Source organism: Leuconostoc holzapfelii, assembly GCF_012396485.1.
Classification (GTDB): domain Bacteria; phylum Bacillota; class Bacilli; order Lactobacillales; family Lactobacillaceae; genus Leuconostoc; species Leuconostoc holzapfelii.
Genome location: NZ_JAAXPO010000003.1, coordinates 73,789 through 96,448 on the forward strand (window position 1 = coordinate 73,789; position 22,660 = coordinate 96,448).

21 protein-coding genes are annotated in these 22,660 nt (G+C 44.1%); all 21 read left to right on the plus strand.

The window, feature by feature from the left end; all coding sequences use genetic code 11:
- Nucleotides 1–78: 78 nt before the first annotated feature.
- Nucleotides 79–1,533 carry a cardiolipin synthase gene (gene cls, locus HF966_RS03260; protein WP_168676245.1) on the plus strand — a complete coding sequence of 485 codons (1,455 nt, stop codon included), beginning with the start codon at nt 79–81 and terminating at the stop codon, nt 1,531–1,533.
- Nucleotides 1,530–2,798, plus strand: a complete 1,269-nt coding sequence (yfmF, locus tag HF966_RS03265) for an EF-P 5-aminopentanol modification-associated protein YfmF (RefSeq protein WP_168676247.1) — start codon at nt 1,530–1,532, stop codon at nt 2,796–2,798. The genes cls and yfmF overlap by 4 nt, the downstream gene beginning before the upstream one ends.
- Nucleotides 2,795–4,066, plus strand: coding sequence for an EF-P 5-aminopentanol modification-associated protein YfmH (gene yfmH, locus HF966_RS03270; RefSeq protein WP_168676248.1), 1,272 nt, complete (start codon nt 2,795–2,797; stop codon nt 4,064–4,066). The genes yfmF and yfmH overlap by 4 nt, the downstream gene beginning before the upstream one ends.
- Nucleotides 4,067–4,078: 12 nt before the next feature.
- The gene (locus HF966_RS03275; protein WP_168676249.1) at nt 4,079–4,954 is read left to right on the plus strand and encodes a helix-turn-helix domain-containing protein; all 876 of its coding nucleotides are present in this window, start codon (nt 4,079–4,081) and stop codon (nt 4,952–4,954) included.
- A 9-nt stretch (nt 4,955–4,963) separates the two neighbouring features.
- Nucleotides 4,964–5,545 carry a CDP-diacylglycerol--glycerol-3-phosphate 3-phosphatidyltransferase gene (gene pgsA / locus HF966_RS03280; protein ID WP_168676251.1) on the plus strand — a complete coding sequence of 194 codons (582 nt, stop codon included), beginning with the start codon at nt 4,964–4,966 and terminating at the stop codon, nt 5,543–5,545.
- Between the two features lie 134 nt (nt 5,546–5,679).
- Nucleotides 5,680–6,825, plus strand: a complete 1,146-nt coding sequence (gene recA, locus HF966_RS03285) for a recombinase RecA (protein WP_168676252.1) — start codon at nt 5,680–5,682, stop codon at nt 6,823–6,825.
- Between the two features lie 114 nt (nt 6,826–6,939).
- The gene (locus HF966_RS03290; protein WP_168676253.1) at nt 6,940–7,629 is read left to right on the plus strand and encodes a response regulator transcription factor; all 690 of its coding nucleotides are present in this window, start codon (nt 6,940–6,942) and stop codon (nt 7,627–7,629) included.
- A 178-nt stretch (nt 7,630–7,807) separates the two neighbouring features.
- Complete coding sequence (locus HF966_RS03295) at nt 7,808–8,722, plus strand: phosphate ABC transporter substrate-binding protein (RefSeq protein ID WP_168676254.1); 915 nt, start codon at nt 7,808–7,810, stop codon at nt 8,720–8,722.
- Between the two features lie 68 nt (nt 8,723–8,790).
- Nucleotides 8,791–10,146 carry a sensor histidine kinase gene (locus HF966_RS03300; protein ID WP_168676256.1) on the plus strand — a complete coding sequence of 452 codons (1,356 nt, stop codon included), beginning with the start codon at nt 8,791–8,793 and terminating at the stop codon, nt 10,144–10,146.
- Between the two features lie 104 nt (nt 10,147–10,250).
- Nucleotides 10,251–11,132 (plus strand): phosphate ABC transporter substrate-binding protein PstS family protein, encoded by an 882-nt coding sequence (locus tag HF966_RS03305; RefSeq protein ID WP_168676257.1) that lies wholly within the window; start codon nt 10,251–10,253, stop codon nt 11,130–11,132.
- Nucleotides 11,133–11,243: 111 nt separating this feature from the next.
- Entirely contained in the window at nt 11,244–12,167 is a 924-nt protein-coding gene (pstC, locus tag HF966_RS03310) for a phosphate ABC transporter permease subunit PstC (protein ID WP_168676258.1), read from the plus strand.
- Nucleotides 12,167–13,051 carry a phosphate ABC transporter permease PstA gene (pstA, locus tag HF966_RS03315; protein ID WP_168676260.1) on the plus strand — a complete coding sequence of 295 codons (885 nt, stop codon included), beginning with the start codon at nt 12,167–12,169 and terminating at the stop codon, nt 13,049–13,051. The genes pstC and pstA overlap by 1 nt, the downstream gene beginning before the upstream one ends.
- 80 nt (nt 13,052–13,131) lie before the next feature.
- Nucleotides 13,132–13,971 (plus strand): phosphate ABC transporter ATP-binding protein PstB, encoded by an 840-nt coding sequence (gene pstB / locus HF966_RS03320; protein WP_168676261.1) that lies wholly within the window; start codon nt 13,132–13,134, stop codon nt 13,969–13,971.
- Complete coding sequence (gene pstB, locus HF966_RS03325) at nt 13,968–14,738, plus strand: phosphate ABC transporter ATP-binding protein PstB (protein WP_168676262.1); 771 nt, start codon at nt 13,968–13,970, stop codon at nt 14,736–14,738. Before pstB (HF966_RS03320) ends, pstB (HF966_RS03325) begins: the two co-directional genes overlap by 4 nt.
- 18 nt (nt 14,739–14,756) lie before the next feature.
- Nucleotides 14,757–15,431: a phosphate signaling complex protein PhoU gene (phoU, locus tag HF966_RS03330; RefSeq protein WP_168676264.1), complete on the plus strand. Its 675-nt coding sequence runs from the start codon at nt 14,757–14,759 to the stop codon at nt 15,429–15,431.
- 270 nt (nt 15,432–15,701) lie between these two features.
- Nucleotides 15,702–16,664: an HPr(Ser) kinase/phosphatase gene (hprK, locus tag HF966_RS03335; RefSeq protein ID WP_168676265.1), complete on the plus strand. Its 963-nt coding sequence runs from the start codon at nt 15,702–15,704 to the stop codon at nt 16,662–16,664.
- Nucleotides 16,657–17,667: an NAD(P)H-dependent glycerol-3-phosphate dehydrogenase gene (locus tag HF966_RS03340; protein ID WP_168676266.1), complete on the plus strand. Its 1,011-nt coding sequence runs from the start codon at nt 16,657–16,659 to the stop codon at nt 17,665–17,667. Before hprK ends, HF966_RS03340 begins: the two co-directional genes overlap by 8 nt.
- Nucleotides 17,668–17,717: 50 nt before the next feature.
- Nucleotides 17,718–18,590, plus strand: a complete 873-nt coding sequence (gene galU, locus HF966_RS03345) for a UTP--glucose-1-phosphate uridylyltransferase GalU (RefSeq protein ID WP_168676465.1) — start codon at nt 17,718–17,720, stop codon at nt 18,588–18,590.
- Between the two features lie 78 nt (nt 18,591–18,668).
- Nucleotides 18,669–19,622: a thioredoxin-disulfide reductase gene (gene trxB / locus HF966_RS03350; RefSeq protein WP_168676268.1), complete on the plus strand. Its 954-nt coding sequence runs from the start codon at nt 18,669–18,671 to the stop codon at nt 19,620–19,622.
- Between the two features lie 274 nt (nt 19,623–19,896).
- On the plus strand, nt 19,897–21,096 hold the full coding sequence (locus HF966_RS03355; protein WP_168676269.1) for an MFS transporter: 1,200 nt from the start codon (nt 19,897–19,899) through the stop codon (nt 21,094–21,096).
- 83 nt (nt 21,097–21,179) lie between these two features.
- On the plus strand, nt 21,180–22,634 hold the full coding sequence (gene gtfA / locus HF966_RS03360; RefSeq protein WP_168676270.1) for a sucrose phosphorylase: 1,455 nt from the start codon (nt 21,180–21,182) through the stop codon (nt 22,632–22,634).
- Nucleotides 22,635–22,660 lie beyond the last annotated feature (26 nt).

The following is a 22,660-nucleotide window of genomic DNA, read 5'->3' on the forward strand; positions in this document are numbered from 1 at the left end:
CTCATGGCAATCAATTTTGTCACATTATCTTGAAAAATGTTAAACTAGTAATACTATAGGGAAATGAAGAGGTGAGAGATGCTTAGAGATTCGTTGTGGATAATTATCTTATTACTTTTAGTTGTCAACACACTTGGGGCAATTATCACCGTGTTTAGTCAGAAACGAGATATTGCAACAATCTGGGCATGGCTTTTGGTGTTAATTATGCTACCCGTCGTTGGCTTTGCCATTTTCTTCTTTGTGGGCAGCCGGATTTCTGACAAGCGTATTTTTCGGTTGCGGACGCAAGAACAACGTGGTTTAGAACAAATCGCTGACAATCAACGTCAACAACTCGAAGCCATCGAACAGTTATTGCCGATCCCAGATTCGGCTGCTGAATTGGCAAATCTTTTCTTACGTACGGACGAAGCCGTCTTGACGCGAGGGAATGCGATTCAAATTTATACCAATGGTGCGGATAAATTTACAGCGATGTTTGACGACATTCGCCAAGCCACCCATCATATTCATTTGGAATACTTTACCATTTATGATGACAAAATCGGCAACCAGTTAGTGGACCTACTCACGCAAAAGGCCCGTGAGGGCGTTGAAGTTCGCGTTATTTTTGATCAATTCGGTTCGCATGGCCAGCATCATGACATGTATAAACGGTTACGTGATGCTGGTGGTGTGGTTGCGCCATTTTTAATGCGAAGTTTCCAATTATTGACGGTGCGGTTTAACTTTAGAAATCACCGCAAAATTGCTATCATTGACGGTCAGATTGGTTATATTGGTGGGTTCAACGTGGGCGATCAATACCTTGGAAAATTTAAAAAGTTTGGGCACTGGCGGGATACACATATCCGGATTGAAGGTGATGCGGTGTTGTCCCTAGAAAGTCGTTTCTTAATGGATTGGAATGCCACTGCTGAAGATAATGAATTACTGGTCGACACGGCCGATTATTTTCCGGAAATTAAGCAGTTACCGGGGCGTTCCATGGTGCAAATTGTCTCAAGCGGCCCTGACAATGATTTAAAACAAATCAAACAAGGGTTCATGCGCATGTTTGCGTCAGCACGGTCAGAGATCACGATTCAAACGCCATACTTTATTCCAGATGCTGCCGTACTGGAAACCTTAGAAATTGCAGTGATGTCAGGCGTGCGCGTGCGGCTTATGATTCCAAATAAGCCAGATCATCCCTTTGTTTATCGGGCGACCCAGTATTATGCCCAAGAACTACTGGCGATTGGTGCGGAAGTGTATCGCTATGATGGCGGTTTTTTGCATAGTAAAGTGGTGATTATCGATCATGAAATTGGCACGGTTGGTTCAGCTAACATGGATATTCGTTCATTTTCGTTGAATTTTGAAGCGAATGCATTTGCATATGACCCAGAATTTGCTGGGCAACTCGAAGCACTTTTTGAACAAGATATTTTAGATTCAACAAAACTAACAATTGAGGACTTTGAGAACCAGTCATTCTGGATGAACTTTATTCAAAAATTCAGCCGACTGTTCTCACCAATACTATGAAGAAAATACAACTCAAATCGGGTGTCACGCTGGTTATTCGGCCAACCACCCAATTTAAAACGTTACATATCGCTGTTGATTTTGCAGCGCCTTTGTTAACGCACAACGTGTCAGCGCGCGCATTAGTGTCTTATTTAACGGCTGTGAGTGCCAGAAACTACCCAGATCAGCAAGCCGTTGCGCAAAAAACCATTGATTTATACGGCGCACAATATCAAACGGATGTTTTGCGCTTTGGGCAAACACACCACGTACGCTACAGTTTGCAATTGCCAGCACCGACTTACATTGATCAGGCAGAACATCTCCTTGGGGATGCTTTTGCTTTTTTGCGTGACATGATTTTTGACCCGTTGGTGACGTCACAGCAATTTGATCAAGCGACTTTTGACAAAGAACAACAAAGTCTCATCAATGAATTGGCAAGTATATCAGACGATAAACGCCGATATGCCATGCTGAAATTACGCGAATTGAGCTATAGCGAACCAGCAATGCAGCGTTCCTCATCTGGGGATGTGAGTGGGGTTGAACAGCTCACGGCGGCCACTACCTATGCGGCGTACCAAAATATGATGACTTCAGATGCCATCAGTATTGTTGTATTTGGCGACATTGATGAAGCACGTGTGCGGGCTGAACTGGAAAAATGGCCATTGACTGCACGACGTGCGACAATGTTACAGCCTTTCTATCGTCAAGGCTTACGCCCACAAACCGTTGAGCAAACGGAGAGGCAAGCAGATATCAACCAGGCCATTTTGACCTTATCGTATCAATTGCGTTTAACGCCAGATGATCCGAAACGCTTTACCGCACTGGTGTTCAATGCTTTGTTTGGCGGCTCGCCGGTCTCCAAACTATTTACCGAGATTCGTGAAAAGGAATCTTTAGCCTATAGTATCTACTCGCGCTGGCAACACGATACGGGTTTTTTAACAGTTGCTGCTGGTCTGGCTGCTGATCAAGTGGCCGAAACCGACCGATTAATCCAAGTACAACTGCAAGCCATTCAAGCTGGTAATTTTAGTGCGGCGACGTTGGCAGCCGTGAAGGCCAGTTTAATTAATGATTATTTAAGCCAACAGGATTCACCAAACAGTGACATCGAGTTGGTCTTCTCACGGCTACTTACTAACCGCCAAACGCATGTCTCAGAATGGGTGGCAGCCATTACAGCCGTGACGCCAGCTGATGTGGCGGCATTGGCAGACCAAGTAAAACTCCAAGGACGATTTACATTAATGCCAGAGGCAGAAGAATGATTGAAAAAAACTACCACAAATTAAAAGAAACCGTCTACACCACAACCCTCGATAACGGGTTAACTGTGGTGATGGTCCCAAAGCCGGACTATCATAAAACATTTGCGGTTTTGACGACGCCATTTGGAGCTTTGGATCGCCAATTTCAAATCAATGATGAGACGCCGATTGACATTCCATCCGGTACAGCCCATTTTTTAGAACACAAATTATTTGAAAAAGCACATGAAGATGCTTTTACCCGCTTTGGGGAACTTGGCGCGGATGCCAATGCCTTTACCAATGCCTATCAAACCAGCTATTTGTTTTCGACAGCACAAAACTTATTACCGGCCTTGACACACTTACTTGATTTTGTCCAAACGCCTTATTTTACCGACCAAACTGTGGCCAAAGAGCAAGGTATCATTGGTCAAGAAATTCAGATGTATGATGATGATGCGAATTGGGCAGTCTATATGGGGTTGCTCAATCTGATGTACCCTAATTCACCGATGGCTGAAGATATTGCGGGGACCAAGGACGCCATTGCCCAAATTACGCCGGAATTATTGTATCAAATCCATCGGGCGTTCTATCAACCGAATCAATTAACCTTACAAGTCGTCGGGCAATTTGACCCTGACGTTGTCCGGCAACTGATCGTGGATAATCAAGCCGCAAAAAAGATAGAAACTGTCCAGGTCAAGCGGATTGATCAACCAATACCTGATGGCAAACAAAAAGAAAAGATCGAGAATTTTGATGTTTCCCGGCCAAAAATTGCGTTGGGCTTACGATTGCCCGACTTAGCAGTTGCTGGGCCAGCCGGGACGAAATTGACGCTTGCTGCGGATATTTTGGCAGATATTTTGTTTGGAGAGCAGACAGACTGGTATCAAAACCTGTATAATAAAGGTATCATCGATAACGAGTTTGAAACGTCATTTGATCTCATGCGTGGGTACCAGTTTGTGAGCTTCTTTTCTGAAACAACGGCGTATGATGAGTTAACAGCAGCAATTCAATCACAAATTGATCATTACACGACCATCTTACAACATTCAGAGGGCATGTTTGAATCATTACGCCGGGCAACGCTTGGCGAAGGCATTCAGCGGTTGAATGCACTTGAAAGCATCGCATTACGTGGGGATGATGTGTTGTTTGGAACGAATTTATTTGATAAGGTGATGCTGTTACAAGAGCTGACGTATAGTGATATACTAAATAGTGCTGAAAAAATATACCAGCATGCGACGTTACAACGTTTCGTGCTAAAAAAATAGTATTGGATGATTATGAGTGAAACTTTGACAAATCAAATGGGTGAACAGCTAAAGGCTGCTCGCTTGGCGAAAAATTTATCTTTAGACGATGTGCAAGCTGCAACAAAAATTCAAGCACGTTATCTTGAGGCCATTGAAAATAATAACCTGAGCATTTTGCCCGGTGATTTTTATGTGCGCGCCTTTATTCGTCAGTATGCGATTGCAGTTGGGTTAAACCCAGACGATTTACTTGGGGAAACGACACCACCATCAATTTCTCGTAGTCGTGATTTGAGTCGTGCGCATCGTGATAATGATGGGGTTGTCCGAGCGGGAACAAACCCAAATCCATCACCACGTTCAAAGTTTTCGGACATGCTGCCAACGGTTTGGCTAGTCTTGCTGATTATGGTTGTTTTAGTGGCAGTCTGGTTTGCCATGACGCACTTAACAAGTGGCAACCAACAATCCAGTGATGGCGGCAATGTGTCAGTATCCACATCAACAATCCCAAGTTCGAGCTCGTCAAATTCAAGTGCCAGTCAGTCATCGGCAAAGAAGCCGGCAGAAAAACCAGCACCAAAGTTGGATCTTGGTACGCCTGAGCAAAATACGGCTTTGCAAACGACCGTATATAATCTAAAGGGTCAAGATACCAAGGAACATACGATCAAAATTACTGGACAAGGGGCCGGCACGAATGTCAAGGTCACCGCTGGGACAGCTGTTTTGACCAATGAGATGGTGACAGCGGATAAAACAATTACTGTACCCGCAGGTACTGCCGCTGTGAATGTACAATTTACCAATGTGACCAATGCGGTCATGACTTTTGATGATCAGAAGGTCACCGTGATCGGCTCGGCTACACCATTTTGGAATGTCTTAATTAATCTCAATAAATAAGGGGCTACTATGAATCTCCCAAATCAACTCACCGTTTTTCGTATTATTCTTATTCCTGTTTTTATTTTGGTACTCTCAGTACCACATACTTGGCAAATGCTGAGTGTGGCCGGTGTCATGCTACCGGTGAACTGGCTGATCGCGGCCATTGTCTTTGCCGTCGCATCATTGACTGATTTTTTGGATGGCCAGATTGCGCGTCGTCAGCATTTAGTGACAAACTTTGGCAAGTTTGCTGATCCGTTAGCGGATAAGCTACTGGTCATGACCGCATTAATTTTTTTGACTGGCTTTCAAGTTGTCCCTGCTTGGATGACGGCAGTGATTGTGATTCGCGAACTGGCGATTACTGGCTTACGGACACTCATTGTTGAAAATAATGGCCAAGTTTTAGCGGCGCAGATGCCTGGGAAAATCAAAACTTTCTCACAAATGTTTGCGATTTTCTTCCTTTATCTAAAAGATGTGCCTTTTGTCGCCATGGGCTTGCCAATTGGCGAAATATTACTATGGTTGGCAGTCATCTTTACAATTTATTCTGGTATTGACTATTTCTGGCAAAATCGTTCCGTCTTTTCAGATGGGCTCTAAAAGCGCGTGAAGCGCTTTTTTCGTATCATCAAATAGGATGCGAACGAAAACGAACAATTGTTCGATAAATGCTTGCTTTTACCTGGATAAACAGGTACACTATTGAGGTAAGATAAAAGGAGTTAGCTGAAAATATGGTCACAAAAAAGACGACTAAAAAAGATGATGCTGAAAGCCAAGCAAGCGGCCGCAAGGCAGCGCTGAATGAAGCATTGAAGCGAATTGAAAAAAACTTCGGAAAAGGGTCAATCATGGTGTTGGGTGACAACGCACTGACGCAAGTTGACACTTATCCTTCAGGATCAGTCAAGTTGGATGTTGCCTTAGGTGTGGGCGGCTATCCAAAGGGCCGCATCATTGAAATTTACGGGCCAGAATCTTCTGGTAAGACAACCTTGGCGTTACATGCCGTGGCTGAAGTACAAAAAGCGGGTGGGACAGCAGCTTATATTGACGCGGAAAATGCGTTAGATGTTAAGTACGCCGAAGCACTTGGCGTGCAAAAAGACGAGTTGCTTTTGTCACAGCCAGATACTGGTGAACAAGGTTTAGAAATCGCTGATGCCTTGGTACAATCTGGTGCGGTGGATATCATTGTCGTTGATTCTGTGGCAGCTTTAGTGCCACGTGCAGAAATTGAAGGCGAAATGGGTGACTCACACGTTGGCTTGCAGGCACGTTTGATGAGCCAAGCTTTGCGAAAGCTTGCAGGGACTTTGAACCGCACGGGCACGATTGCGATTTTCATCAACCAAATTCGTGAAAAAATTGGTGTCATGTTCGGTAATCCAGAGACAACGCCTGGTGGTCGCGCGTTGAAATTCTATTCAACGATTCGTTTAGAAGTTCGGCGTTCAACTCAAATTAAGGACGGAACAGATGTCACAGGAAACCTGACCAAGGTCAAAGTTGTCAAAAATAAGGTGGCGCCACCATTTAAGGTTGCCGAAGTGGATATTATGTATGGGAAGGGGATTTCTCAAACAGGAGAAATCTTGGACCTAGGCGCAGAACAAGAAATTATTCGCAAAGCGGGGGCCTTCTACTATTACGGGGATGTCAAAGTTGGTCAAGGCCGTGAAAAGGCCAAAGAATTCTTGGATGCACCGGAAAATGCCGCCATGCGTCAAGAAATATACGCCAAAGTTCGTAACGCCTTTGGTATTGGGGATGGCGAATTACCAGAAGATGATGCGGAAGAAGATGTTATTGATTCACCTGAAACCCTGACATTAGTGACAGAAGACGATGATGATTTAACGGATGAACCAATTGTATAAATCCTGTAAAGAATAAATGGAAACGCTAGGGCGTTCCCATTTTTTTTGTTACAATGCAATTAAGCAAACAATTAGAGAGGCAGACATCATAATTTAAAAAGATGTGTTGAGACCATGACAAAAATTTTAGTAGTGGATGATGAGGCAGCAATTTCAACGTTATTGAAGTATAACTTGGAAGAGAATAATTATGAAGTGATTGTTGCAGAAGATGGGCAAACGGCTTATCAATTAGCGAGTCAGCAGAATTTTGATGCTATTTTGTTAGATCTCATGTTACCTGGCATGGACGGGATGACCGTTTTAAAAACCTTGCGACAAGATAAAATCAGTACGCCAGTGATCCTCGTGACGGCAAAAGGGGATGAATTTGATCGGGTGTTTGGTTTAGAGCTTGGGGCCGATGATTATATCACAAAACCATTTAGCCCACGCGAAGTCGTGGCGCGTTTAAAAGCGGTCTTGCGTCGATCACAAGTGGATCATCAAGTTTCTGAAGAAGCTGATGTGATTAAAATTCAAAATTTGGTCATTGATGATAACAAGAAAGTCGTCACAAAAGATGATAAGATTTTGACTTTGACACCGAGAGAATATGAACTGTTATTGTATTTTGCCCAACGCATTGGGCGCGTGATTGATCGCGAGACGATTTTGACGGCGGTGTGGGGTTATGAATTTACCGGTGAAAGCCGCATGGTGGACATGCATATTAGTAATTTACGCGAAAAAATTGAAGTGAATCCTAAGTCACCAATGTTATTAAAAACGGTGCGAGGCTTTGGCTACACGATGGTCGTGTAGCTTTGTAAAGGCGGATTTACAATGATTTACATAACGATGACAAGTTTATGTCGCATTCTTTGACACAGCGCCAGTAGTATATAACTTGTAAACAAGGACTGGCACCCAAGAGCCACTACTACAACCGAGTTTACACTACATACGCTTCAATGAAGCCTTAGACAAGGGAGAATTACTCATGAACAAAACAGTTGTCGGTGTTATCGGCGGTGTTGTCGTTATCGCAGCAGGTGTTGCATTGTATGCCAATTCAAATAAGAGCACAACGAAGCAAGACACGCAAAAAGCAGCCTCATCTTCTTCTAACTTGAGTGGAAAAGTACTTGCTTTAGGTTCAACTGCCTTGCAGCCATTGGCTGAACAAGTGGCAACCTCATTCCAACAAAAGAATCCTGGTGTGACAGTGACCGTTCAAGGTGGTGGTTCAGGCGCCGGTTTGAGTCAAGTTGCGAGCGGCTCTGCACAAATTGGTAACTCGGATGTTTTTGCTGAAGAAAAGTCAGGTGTTGATGCCTCTAAGTTGCAAGACCACAAGGTGGCCGTTGTTGGTATCGCGCCAGTTGTTAACTCAGATGTTCAAGTATCAAACTTGTCAAAGACACAATTACGAGACATCTTTACTGGTAAGATTACAAACTGGAAGGATGTTGGCGGTAAGGACGAAAAGATTGTGGTCATTAACCGTGCCACAGGTTCAGGTACACGTGCTGTCTTTGAAAAGAATGTCTTAGACGGTCAAAATGCGGTGCAAGCAACTGAACAAGATTCAAACGGTACAGTCCAAAAGATTGTGTCAACCACACCAGGGGCGATTTCATATCTTGCCTTTGCTTACCTAGATGCTTCAGGCATCAAGGCCTTAAATGTTGATAAGGTGACACCTGATACCAAGAACGTTGAAGATAACGCATGGCCAATCTGGGCATACGAACACATGTATACCAAGGGTGATGCAACTGGTGCCACAAAGGCCTTCTTGGATTACTTTACAACAAAGGATGTCCAAAAGACATTGGTACCAAAGCTTGGATATATCGGGTTGACTGACATGAAGGTGACACGCGATGCATCAGGCAAGGTAACAAAGAACTAATTTAAGTCATTTTTCAAAGTCCGCGACCGCGGGCTTTTTTGTTATGATAGAGATATTGGAGTAAGGTGATGACAAAAAAAGTATTTAAATATCTATCATTTTGGTTGGTAATTTTTTTATTTAGCGGCGTTTTGAGTAGCTTATTGCGGTTTACCTTGAAGCAATGGCTGCTCATGATTGGTGTGATGAGTCTGGCCACTTTTGGGGTAGTTTGGGTAGCAAATTTTTGGGAAAGTCGGCAAAAGCAGGAGTTGAAAGCCATGGAAAATCGCATGGTTTCGACCGTTGCTGGTGGTGTTCCCCGTGGGGTTTTGGCAGAACCGGATTCGCCATATTATGATTTAATTCGTCAGTTTAACGACATGCAAAACTTTGTCCAACAAGCTCAACAAACAGCACAACGCGATGTGACAAATTATCGGTCATTGTTGGCCAGTTTGCCTGTTGGTGTGATCAATATTAATCGTGCGCACACGATTGATGTTTTTAATGAGACCGCAGCGGCATTATTAGGGATTCAGCGGCCAGAAACACCAATATCTGAAGGGCTCGTGATTCGCCAGTTTACGTTGTCCGAATTGATTACGCAAACGTTTAATTCTCAAAAAAACCAGCAATCAATCTTAAATTTGCAAATTAATGGCGAGATGAAACAATATGAGGTCAGCACCCTTTATCATCAAGGAGACCTTAAGCACGCCGAGGTGATGATTATTATTTATGATTTGACGTCTGTCTTGCAAGTTGAGCGCATGCAGTCAGATTTTTTGGCGAACGCCTCGCATGAACTCAAAACGCCACTGACAGCCATCACTGGGTTTATTGAGACGTTGCAAGGTCAAGCTGGCGAAGATCGCGCAACCCGCGAAATGTTTTTAGACATTGTGGCACAAGAGGCCAAGCGGCTCTCGTCGCTCGTCAATGATATTTTGTCATTGTCACGTGTGCAACAAAAGCGCGAAGCCGTGCATACTGAATTGGCGATTCATGACATGGTCACTGAGCAATGGCAGCACGTCATGCCGCTTGCTACCACAAAATCAGTCACTTTAAGAAATGACGTTGCCGATGATTTTATGATTCGGGGACTAAAAACGGATGTGGATATGATTTTGCAAAACTTGATTGGCAATGCCGTAAAGTATAACGTTTTTGGCGGTGATATTCATGTGACAGCTTACAAAGACCATCAACATTGGCAACTAAACGTCAAAGATACAGGGATTGGGATTCCGACTAACCAACAAACACGGATTTTTGAACGTTTTTACCGAGGAGATGAGTCACGACAACGCAAAATTGCGAGTGGCACTGGGCTAGGATTGGCGATTGTCAATGAAATTGTGAACAAACACAACGGTGAAATTAAGGTTCAATCCCAAGTCGCAGTAGGCACAACGGTTAGCGTGACCTTGCCTTTGTAAATAAATCTTGACACAATCTTTACATTCGGCCGCAACGACATTTACATAACTTTAAGATAATAGGAGAGTAGTAGTAATGTAGTTAAATCTTGGGAGGCATGAATATGTCGAAATCACATCGCGGGACGATTGTGTCAACAATTGTCATCGTGGGTCTTATTGCGGCCATTGGGTCGGGTTACGTGATGCGTGATAAAAGCGCATCAGGCACATCGATTACAGCTGTGGGGTCAACGGCGCTGCAACCGTTCGTCGAAGCGGCCGGTGAAGAATATACCAAAGCGAACTTGGGCACATTTGTTAACGTCCAAGGGGGCGGCACTGGGACTGGTCTCAGTCAAGTTGCCCAAGGCGCCGTTGACTTAGGCAATTCAGATGTCTTTGCAGAAGAAAAGCCAGGCATCGATGCAAAGAAACTGGTGGACCATCAAGTCGCAGTTGTCGGCATTGCCCCCTTATTGAATAAAGAAAATGGGGTGACGCAGTTAACCACACAGCAATTGCGCGATATTTTCACCGGTAAGGTCACCAATTGGCGTCAAATTGGCGGTAAAAATCACAAAGTCGTGATCATTAACCGTGCAGCTGGGTCAGGGACCCGTGCCACATTTGAAAAGTTCGGGTTGCTAGGCGATAAAAGTATCTCGGCACAAGAACAAGATTCATCTGGTATGGTCCGGTCCATTGTTGCCACAACCCCTGGTGCCATATCATATGCGGCCTTTGGTTACATCAACGATACCGTTGTGGCACCAGCAATAGATGGCGTGAAACCTACCAATGCCAACGTCATGACTGGCCAATACCCTATTTGGTCTTATGAACATGTCTACACGAATGGCCAACCAACCAAACGGGTGGCCAAATTCTTGGCATATTTAACCTCAAAAAAGATTCAAAAAACTTTAGTGCCTAAACTAGGCTATATCTCAATTCATGACATGCAAGTCACGCGTCAAGTGAGTGGCCAAATTACTCAAAAATAACACGACCTTACCTATCACGTGTGTGATCGTGAGGCCAATCATCACAATCAGAACAGTATTTGAAATGCAGTAGGTCGTGGTCATACCACAGTTACATGCTTTGGAGATAAAATGGATAACATTACACAGAAGTTGATGCAAAAGTCAGAGTCAACGAAAAAAGATGCCATGGGTCGGGCGATTAGTTTGTCAGCCTTAGCCCTGATTGTCATTGTTGTGATTTCAATTTTTGCTTTCGTTATGAGCCGTGGACTCGCAACGTTTTTCCACGATGGGGTCAGTGTCAAAGATTTCCTTTTTGGCACAACTTGGAACCCATCAGTTGTTGACCCACACACTAAGCAGCCATACATTGGGGCCTTACCAATGATTGTTGGGTCATTCTTGGTGACCTTCTTAGCAGCGATTGTGGCCACACCTTTTGCTATTGGTACGTCATTATTTATGACGGAAATTGCCCAAAAGCGTGGGACCAAAATCATGCAGCCGGTGATTGAATTATTGGTGGGTATTCCCTCAGTTGTTTACGGATTTATTGGTTTGACGGTTGTCGTACCATTTATCCGGTCAGTATTTGGCGGTTCCGGTTTCGGCATTTTGTCTGGCACAATTGTTTTGTTCGTCATGATTTTGCCAACAATTACGTCGATGACGGTGGATACGTTAAAGTCAGTGCCACGCCATTATCGGGAATCAGCGTTAGCTATTGGGGCAACCCGTTGGCAAATGATTTACAAAGTTATCTTACGTGCGGCCACACCTGGCATTTTGACTGCGATTGTTTTCGGTATGGCCCGTGCCTTCGGTGAAGCTTTGGCAGTGCAAATGGTGATTGGTAATGCGGCGTTAATGCCACAAAACTTGATTTCACCTTCATCAACTCTGACGTCAGTTTTGACCATGGGAATTGGTAACACGGTGATGGGATCACTTCAAAATGATGTCTTGTGGACTTTGGCGATGATTCTCTTGCTGATGTCGCTCGTCTTTAACTTGATTGTACGTGCAATCGGACGTAGAGGAGAATTGAAATAATGAATGCGAAAACTGCTGATAAGCTTGCCACAGGGATCATTTATACCATTTCTGGCATTGTTGCCTTGATTTTGGTGGCAATGCTCTCGTTTATTTTAGTTCGTGGTGTGCCACATTTGTCATGGCATTTCTTGACGTCACCGGCCAAGGCGTTTGAAGCTGGTGGTGGGATTGGCATCCAGTTATTTAATTCTTTCTATTTGCTGTTGTTGACGATGTTAATTAGTTTTCCCATCGCGCTGGCAGCGGCAATTTATTTAAATGAATATGCGCGCAAAGGACGTTTTACAACGATTGTGCGGACAGCCATTGAAATTTTAAGTTCCTTACCTTCCGTGGTTGTTGGCTTGTTTGGTTTCTTGTTGTTCGTGGTGAAGTTCCATTTTGGTTTTTCAATTTTATCAGGGGCCATCGCTTTGACCTTTTTCAACCTCCCTTTATTGACACGTTCAATTGAAACAAGTTTGGCACAAATTCCCAACTTACAACGTGAAGCGGGATCAGCGTTAGGTTTGTCCCGTTGGGAAACAGTGATCCATGTTATTTTGCCAGCAGCCGTCCCATCAATCGTGACGGGGGTTGTTTTGTCTGCGGGTCGTGTATTTGGTGAAGCGGCCGCATTGATTTATACAGCAGGGCAATCAGCGCCAGCCTTAAACTTTGGTGATTGGAATCCCTTTAACATTTCAAGTCCCTTAAACCCCATGCGTCCAGCTGAAACATTAGCGGTGCATATTTGGAAGATTAACTCAGAAGGGATTATGCCCGACGTTAGTGCGGTGTCTGCGGGGGCTTCAGCTGTGCTGATCATTGTTGTCTTGCTATTTAACGTCAGTGCGCGCAAGTTGGGTGCGATGTTACACAAGAAGCTGACAAGTGCCTAATGTTAAATGATAAATGCGCGTTGCCTCACAGACAACGACGATGAACTAGAAAACCTGCTCACAGGCTTTATGGAGAAAAAATGGCAAATACGATTGATTTAAAACCAGTCAGTGAATTTATTTCTGAAGATGCACCAGCGCGTTATGTTTATGACATGTCACCAGAAAAGCATGAAATTGCGCTTTCAACGCATGACTTACAAGTTTACTATGGCGATAATCTGGCGTTGAGTGAAGGTGACTTAGCCTTTGAACGTTATAAAATTACGAGTTTAATTGGGGCTTCAGGTTCTGGTAAATCGACTTTCTTACGGTCTTTAAACCGGATGAATGATGGCGTGGCGACCGTTAAGGGCAACATTACCTATCGCGGTGTTGATATTAATACGAAAGCGATTGATGTCTATGAAATGCGTCGGCATATCGGGATGGTGTTCCAACGACCCAACCCGTTTGCAAAATCAATTTATAACAACATTACTTTTGCGTTGACACAACGCGGTGTCACGGACAAACAGGAATTAGATGAAATTGTCGAAACAAGTTTGCGCCAAGCTGCCTTGTGGGATGAAGTGAAAGATGAGTTAAATAAGTCGGCCTTAGCTTTGTCTGGTGGCCAAGCACAACGTTTGGTTATTGCCCGTGCTTTGGCACTCAAACCAGATATTTTGCTCCTTGACGAACCATCTAGTGCACTTGATCCGATTTCTTCAGCACAAGTTGAAGATACGTTGCTCGAATTAAAGAATCAATACACCATCATTATCGTGACCCACAATATGCAACAAGCGGCGCGTATTAGTGACTATACGGCATTCTTCCACATGGGGAAGGTGATTGAATATGATTTGACACGTAAAATTTTCACACGACCAAAAGTTGCACTTACAAATGATTATATTTCGGGGAACTTCGGATGACAGAGCGGACACAAAAAAATATTCTTGAAACGCGTGATGTGAAATTATGGTATGGCCAAAAGGAAGCGTTGCATGGGATTAATCTGACTTTTCCTGAAAAAGGCATTACGGCGTTAATTGGCCCCTCAGGTTCTGGTAAATCAACGTACTTGCGGGCTTTAAACCGGATGCATGACTTGGAAGATAATATTACCGTGACGGGTACGTTTGACTTCAACGGGACGGATATTTATGCACCCACGACGGACACCGTTGATTTACGAAAGCGCATCGGGATGGTGTTCCAACAACCGAACCCTTTCCCATTTTCGATTTATGAAAACGTCATTTTTGGCTTGCGCTTAGCTGGGGTTAAGGATAAAAACGTCCTAGATGAAGCTGTTGAAAAAGCATTACGTCAGGCTTCGGTGTGGGATGAAGTGAAGGATGATTTGCATAAGTCTGCCCTCGGTTTGTCGGGTGGTCAGCAACAGCGTGTGTCGATTGCCCGCGTTTTGGCCACGTCGCCGGATCTGCTTTTATTAGATGAGCCAACGTCGGCCTTGGATCCTGTGTCAAGTCATAATATTGAAGAAACACTGTTGAATTTAAGAAACGATTATGCGATGATTATTGTTACCCATTCGATGTCTCAAGCATCACGGCTATCAGATCGCACAGCCTTTTTTCTTAGCGGTAATTTGATTGAAGTAGATGCTACCAAGAACATTTTCTTAAACCCCCAGCGGCAAGAGACGCAGGATTATGTTAGTGGCCGTTTTGGCTAAGCAAAAAGGAGAAACAACATGCGACGTTTATTTGATGAAGAATTAGCAGATCTAGATAATTCATTTACAGAAATGGGCATGCTCGTTGCCCAAACCATTCAAAAATCAGTACAATCATTTGTCGATCATGATCGTGAAGGGGCAAAGGCCATTTTGGAAAACGATCATAAGATTAATGAGCGCGAAGCCGCCATTGAAAAGAAGACGTTTGAAATGATCGCTTTGTACCAACCCGTGACCACTGATTTACGAGAAATTGTCACCATTTTAAAGGCGGTTTCTGTGCTTGAACGCATGGGGGATCAAGCACGTAACATTGCCAACTCAACCATTCGTGTGAAGGGCACCAAGCATATTGCCAGTGTCGAAAAGGAATTAGGCGAAATTGGGGAACAAGTTGCTGCGATGGTTTCACGGGTGATGGATTACTATGTGAAATATGATGCCTTAGGCGCTGAATCGATTGCCGAAGAAAACCAATCGTGGTCAAACCGTGCGGCTAAAGTGCGTTCAGACTCTGTTAAGGGGATGAAGGACGATGCTGAATTAGTCGATTCTGCCGCTGATTATTTAGTGATTGCGGGTTATTTGAAGCGGATTGGCGATTACACCATTGATATTGCTGAATGGATTGTCTATAAGCGCACAGGAAAGATTATCGAATTAAACCCTGGTTATAACTATTTCATCTAAATTGTATACGACACAATCGTGAGTAACTTAACCGTTAATAGCACAAAAATGACTGAACACCTTGTTCAGTCATTTTTTGCTACTCATGTCCTTTAAATGTTTGGTATAATGTAGGTGTTAGCGTTTACTTATAGGCGCATGAAACCAATGATTAAAGCGCTTACATCACTCACGCTCTTATCCAATTTTTGGTGAGTGTCAAACGTGTTAACATGATCGTTGTGTTGCGCGTGACAGCGGCTTTATCTCTAGCTATAGAAAGAAAATAACATGGCACAAAATTCAGTAACAGTAAAACAATTGGTTGAAAATACTCGGCTAGAAATCGTGGCTGGAAAAGACGACCTTGATCGGCCGATTACAACCGCAGATATTTCCCGGCCTGGCCTTGAAATGACGGGGTATTTTAATTACTATGCACCTGAACGTGTGCAGCTTTTAGGTATCACAGAAACCTCGTTTTCAGAACGCATGGGCCACGATGAGTTGCTCATGGTTTATCGCCGGATGGCCGATTCAGCCACACCAGCTTTTGTGGTCTCAACAGGGTTGCCGATTAGTGATGAATTGAAACAGGCGGCCGAAGAAGCCCATATTCCGATTTTGACATCGACATTGACGTCATCACGGATTTTATCGAACATGACGTATTATTTAGGCGGGCAGTTAGCACCGCGAGAGAACGTTCATGGGGTCTTAATTGATGTTCATGGCTTAGGGGTCTTGATTACTGGAGATGCCGGTATTGGTAAGACTGAAGCGGCGTTGGAATTAATTCAACAAGATAAGGCACGCTTAGTTGCCGATGATCGCGTGGATATTTATCAAGAAGATGAAGAACGCTTGATTGGTGAACCAAATGATGTGTTACGGAATATGATGGAAGTGCGTGGCGTTGGCATCATTGATGTTCAGCAAGTTTATGGCGCAGTTTCGGTCCGATCACACGCCACCATCGCTTTGAATATTCATTTGTCAAACGGCAAAATTGGCGAAGCAAACTTTGACCGCTTAGGCAACGATAACGATACGCTCGAAATTCTTGGTGTGAAGATCAAGCGGATGGTTGTCCCAGTGACCCCCGGCCGAAATACTGCCAGTGTGATTGATGCCGCAGCAGTTAAGTTCCGCACGGCCAACATGGGCATTGACGCCCTGAAAACATTGGAGGCACGCATGTCTGCTGAAATGGTAAAGAATGAGCAGAAAGATTTGGAGAATAAACATGACTAAAATTGCCGTCCTTGGCGCTGGCTCTTGGGGTACAGCTTTAGCCAACACAGCAGCGGAAAATGGCCATGATGTCCGTTTGTGGACCCACAACCCCGACCAAGCAGTGGAAATTAATGCGCAACACACGAACCACAAATACTTACCAGAGGCAATCCTGACACCAGCATTGGTGGCAACAAGTGATATGGCAGCGGCCGTTTCAGCCGTCGACATTGTCTTGAGTGTGGTCCCTACCAAAGCTGTCCGAGAAGTGGCACAACAACTCGCTGATGTCTTGACAGCACAACAGCACACCGTTATTTTAGCGCATGCGACAAAGGGGCTAGAACAAGGAACTTACAAACGGATTTCTGAAATGTTAGCTGAAGAAGTGCCAGCGCACTTGCGATCAGCGTTGGTAGTGGTCTCTGGCCCATCCCATGCTGAAGATGTGATCCGTCATGATTTAACAGCCGTATCAATTGGCAGTGCTGATGAACAAGCTGCGCAGTTGTTGCAAACTGTCCTCTCGAATCAAACTTTTCGGGCGTATACGAACCATGATTTGTTAGGATCAGAACTGTTTGCCGCGCTTAAAAATATTGTGGCGATTGGCTCTGGGGCGCTCATTGGCCTCGGTTATGGGGCGAATGCCCAAGCCGCACTGTTAACACGCAGCCTAGTGGAGATGCGGGCGCTTGGGTTAGCCATGGGTGCCAAGGAAGCAACGCTTTATGAGCTTGCCGGAATTGGTGATTTGATTGTGACGGGCATGTCACCTAATTCGCGGAATTATCGCGCTGGTATGGGACTTGGGCAAGGAAAAACGCTCGACCAAGTTACCGCGGACATGGGCATGGTGATTGAAGGGGTGAATACGACTAAAGCCGTCTATGATTTCGCTCAAACCTACCAGGTAGACATGCCCATCACTACGGCGATTTACCAAGTATTGTATGAGTCTAAGCCATTGGCGCAAGCCATCGCAGACCTCATGGCGCGGCCATTGAAATCTGAAGATTAAAGTCATCACAACGTGTTATAATGATAAAAAATGAAAGTGAGTTAAAAATTATGAAACCAGTACGTAAGGCAATTATTCCGGCAGCAGGACTTGGGACCCGCTTCTTACCTGCCACCAAGGCTTTGGCTAAGGAAATGTTGCCAATTGTCGATACGCCAACGATTGAATATATTGTGCGTGAAGCCATTGCCTCAGGCATTGAAGAAATCGTCATTGTTGACGGTAAGTCAAAGCGTTCAATCGAAGATCATTTTGACTCAAACCCTGAACTTGAAAACAACTTGCGCGATAAGGGTAAGAATGAACTCCTTAAGATTGTGCAAGAAACAACGGATATTAATATGTACTTTATTCGTCAATCACACCCAAAGGGGCTTGGTGACGCCGTTTTGACAGCCAAGGCCTTTATTGGTGACGAACCATTTGTCGTGTTGCTTGGTGATGACTTGATGGAAGATAAAGTGCCTTTGACAAAACAATTGATTGACCGCTACGAAGAGACAGGTGAATCAACCTTAGCTGTGATGAAAGTGCCTCATGACCAAGTCTCGGAATATGGTGTGATTGATCCTGCAGCGGAAGCATCTGATGGGCTATACCGTGTCAAGACGTTCGTCGAAAAGCCAAAGCCAGAAGACGCACCATCAGATTTGGCAATTATTGGCCGTTACTTGCTGACACCAGAAATTTTTGAAGAACTTGAAAACACGAAGCCGGGTAAGGGCAATGAAATTCAGTTGACTGACGCCATTGACTCATTGAACAATCGCCAACACGTTTACGCCCATGAATTTAAGGGCAATCGTTATGATATTGGCTCAAAGATTGGTTTCTTAGAAACTAATATTGAATTTGGTTTGAAGCACCCACAAACAAAAGACGAATTGCGTGCCTACATTAAGGAACTTGCTGCCAAGTTGTAATTTGCAAATTATGCCACAATTCCCAGTGATTCGTGTACAATAGAATTAACAAAAAGTAAGTGAAATGAGGGCGATACATTGACAGAATATAAAGAATATGATGTTGTCATTATCGGTGCCGGTCCTGCGGGGATGACGGCAGCAACGTATGCTTCCCGCGCGAACCTATCCGTTTTAATGTTGGATCGGGGGATTTATGGCGGCCAAATGAACAATACCGCTGAAGTGGAAAATTATCCAGGCTTTGATTCGATTCTAGGACCAGACTTAGCTGAAAAAATGTATGCTTCGTCAACGCAATTTGGTGCGGAATATGGCTTTGGCAATGTTGAAAGTGTTGCCCTGGATGGCGATGATAAGCTGATTCATACCGATATGGGTAGCTACAAAGCCAAAGCCATCATTATCGCCACAGGTTCTGAACACATTCATTTGGGTAAAGATGGGGAAGAAGACTATCAGGGCCGTGGCGTGAGTTATTGTGCTGTCTGCGATGGCGCCTTTTTCCGTAATGAAGATGTTGTCGTCGTTGGTGGCGGTGATTCTGCCATTGAAGAAGGCCTTTATTTGACGAATCTTGCAAAGTCAGTCACTGTCTTGCACCGGCGTGATAAGTTACGTGCGCAACAAATCATTCAAGACCGTGCTTTTGCCAATGACAAAATGGCATTTAGTTGGCATACAGAAGTGGTCGCAATTACTGGCGACGGTGACAAGGTCACGGGCCTTGATGTGATGAACAACCAGACGCAAGAAGTGTCACACATTGATGCGAGTGGTGTGTTTATCTATGTTGGGCTGAAAGCGAACACCCAAGGTTTTGAAAACTTAAATATTACCAATGATGAAGGTTGGATTATCACGGACGAACGCATGCAAACGACGATTCCAGGTGTATTTGCCATCGGCGATGTCCGCGCAAAGGATCTTCGTCAAATTACTACAGCAGTAGGAGACGGTGGCATTGCGGGTCAAGGGGTGTATGATTACATCAGCCAATTAGCCGCAACGCAAACATCTACGGTAAACTAAAAGCAAATTTGTACATAAATTTGCTTTTTTTTGTTGTCTAAAATTGAAAAAAATATGAGCCGCTATTTTCTCATAAAAAAACCGTGAAGTTAAGGGTATAAACAATGTAAAATAATGTAACTTTCTGAAAGTAAATCAGGTAAATTTTACATTTGAAAAACGTTTGACAATTAGAAAATGAGATATTATAATCATTTGTGTTGAAGTGCACAAGACAATATCGCTACTTTTAAGTTAAAAAAGGAACCGGTTCTATAATATTGAGGAGATTGTGATGCAAAGTCAGGATAAATGGCTAACAAAAGTTGCCTTTTTAAGTATTTCATTCATGTTGACCAGCGCCTATGCGATTAATGGGGCCTTGCCTCAAATGACGCGGGCACTGGGTGTTACGGCAACACAAGCACAAGCATTGGCAACAACACCGTCCATTGTTGTGACCGTGTTTGTCTTACTCAGTGCGTTCATTGCCGCGAAATTAGGCGACAAGAAAACAATTGCATTGGGCATGTTGCTCGTTGGTTTTGCTGGGGTGGTCCCATTTTTCATCTCATCTTATCCCGTCATTTTAGTATCGCGAATGGTACTTGGCGCTGGATTTGGTATTTTTAACTCGTTGGCTGTTTCGATGATTGCCGTGATGTATCAAGGGCAAACGCGTGCGACGATGTTAGGCTGGCGTGCTGCGGTGGAACAAATTGGCCAGGCGGTCTTGACCTTTATTGCCGGCCTCTTGTTGAATTTAGGGTGGCATGCGACATTTTTGGTCTATCTCTTAGCTTTTCCAATTTTATATTTGTTCTACCTACGGGTGCCAGATACGTCAGAAATGTTGGCGCATGATCAGGGATCAGAAAAGGTCGCTGATGCAAAACCAGTACAACAAGCCACAAAGATTAGTCCAACCGTGGGTGTGTTAGCATTATTTGCAGCCTTTCTGGTGATTGACTACATGGCGATTCAATTAAGCTTTCCGTTCATGGCGCAGCGTCTTGGCGTCAATGGTCTCATCGTGTCGACCATTTTGTCACTCATGTTAGTGGCTGCGATGCTTGGGGGTATTGTGTATGGCGCCATTCAAAAGTTGTTTGGTCGATTCACGTTACAAGTTGGGTTAGTCCTAATGGCGTTATCCAACTTCCTGGTCGCCTTTTCAAATCAGAATTTCATGCTACTTACTGTTGGGGTATTGTTGATTGGTTTCCCGATGCAATTAATTTCCCCATTCATTTTTAGCCAATTACCACAATTGGCACCACTTAAAAAGCAACCATTGGTCACATCGATTATTTTGATTGGCTTTAACGTGGGCGTGTTTATTGAACCGTTTATCATTGCAATGCTGTCGGGTTGGTTAGGAAATCAAACCAATAATGCTGCGTCAGCGGCTTATACCACGATGCCACTTTTGGCAGTGACTTTACTTGTACTTGCAGTTGTGACAGGCTTTACGAACCGACAGAAAAGTCGTTAATCAGTGAATATTTGCGCCAGATCGCGGCGCGTTAGAAGTAGCGCAAAAAAGTTAAATTGATAGGATTTAAAAGGAGAACCCTCATGAAAAAGCTCACCAATGAAGCGATGCTCATCACATATGCCGACTCACTTGGTAAAAACTTGAAAGAATTAGATCACGTGTTGTCAAATGAATTGGCTGGTGTCGTTGGTGGTGTCCACGTTTTGCCATTCTTCCCATCAACAGGCGATCGCGGCTTTGCCCCTGAAGAATATGAAACAGTTGACCCAGCATTTGGTGATTGGGCAGACATCGATAAGTTAGCAGAAAAGTACTACTTGATGTTTGACTTTATGTTGAACCACATTTCACCCCAATCAAAGTACTTCCAAGACTTCTTAGAAAAGAAGGAAGATTCAGAATACTATGACATGTTCTTGAAGTATTCGGAATTCTGGCCAGAAAACCGCCCAACCGCTGAAGATATTGATTTGATTTACAAGCGTAAGGACAAGGCACCATTTGCCCCTGTGACATTTGCAGACGGCACAACGGATCAAGTTTGGAACACGTTTGGTGACCAACAAATGGATCTTGACGTGACTAAGGCCGTGACCAAGCAGTTCATTAAAGACTCATTGATTAACCTTGCCCGCCACGGGGCATCAGTGATTCGTTTGGATGCCTTTGCTTATGCCATCAAGAAGTTGGATACAAACGACTTCTTCGTTGAACCAGAAATCTGGGACGTTTTGAACGACGTGCGTGAAATTTTGGCAGCCGAAGGATCTGAAGTTTTGCCTGAAATCCATGAACACTACAAGATCGTGCGTAAGATTACCGAACACGACATGTACTCATATGACTTTGCATTGCCATTGATTACGCTATACTCACTTTATTCAGGAAAGACGAACCGTTTGGCTGACTGGTTGCGTCAAAGCCCAATGAAGCAATTTACAACATTAGATACCCACGATGGTATTGGGGTTGTGGATGCCAAGGACTTGTTGACCCAAGAAGAAACTGACTTTACCACAGAAGAAATGTACAAGGTTGGGGCTAATGTGAAGAAGATCTTCTCATCAGCAGCCTACAACAACTTGGATATTTATCAAATCAACACAACTTACTATTCAGCCTTGGGTAATGACGATGCAGCATATCTCTTAGCCCGTGCTGCCCAAATCTTTGCGCCAGGTATCCCACAAGTGTATTATGTCGGCTTGTTGGCTGGTGAAAATGATATTGAATTGCTAGAAAGTTCAAAAGAAGGGCGCAACATTAACCGCCATTACTATGACTTAGATGAAATTGCGGCAACCGTTCAACGCCCAGTGGTGGCTAACTTGTTTACATTGCTTCGTTTCCGTAACACGAGTGCCGCCTTTGACCTTGAAGGCCAGATCACTGTTGAGAATGCCAACGACAATGATTTGCAGGTCACACGAACATCAGCTGATGGGCAAACGACTGCTGTATTGACGGCGAACTTTGCCACAAAGCAATTCACGGTAACAGAAAACGGTCAAGAAATTTTTGCCACTCAAGCTTAATGCAAACAAAGCGCTTCGGCGCTTTT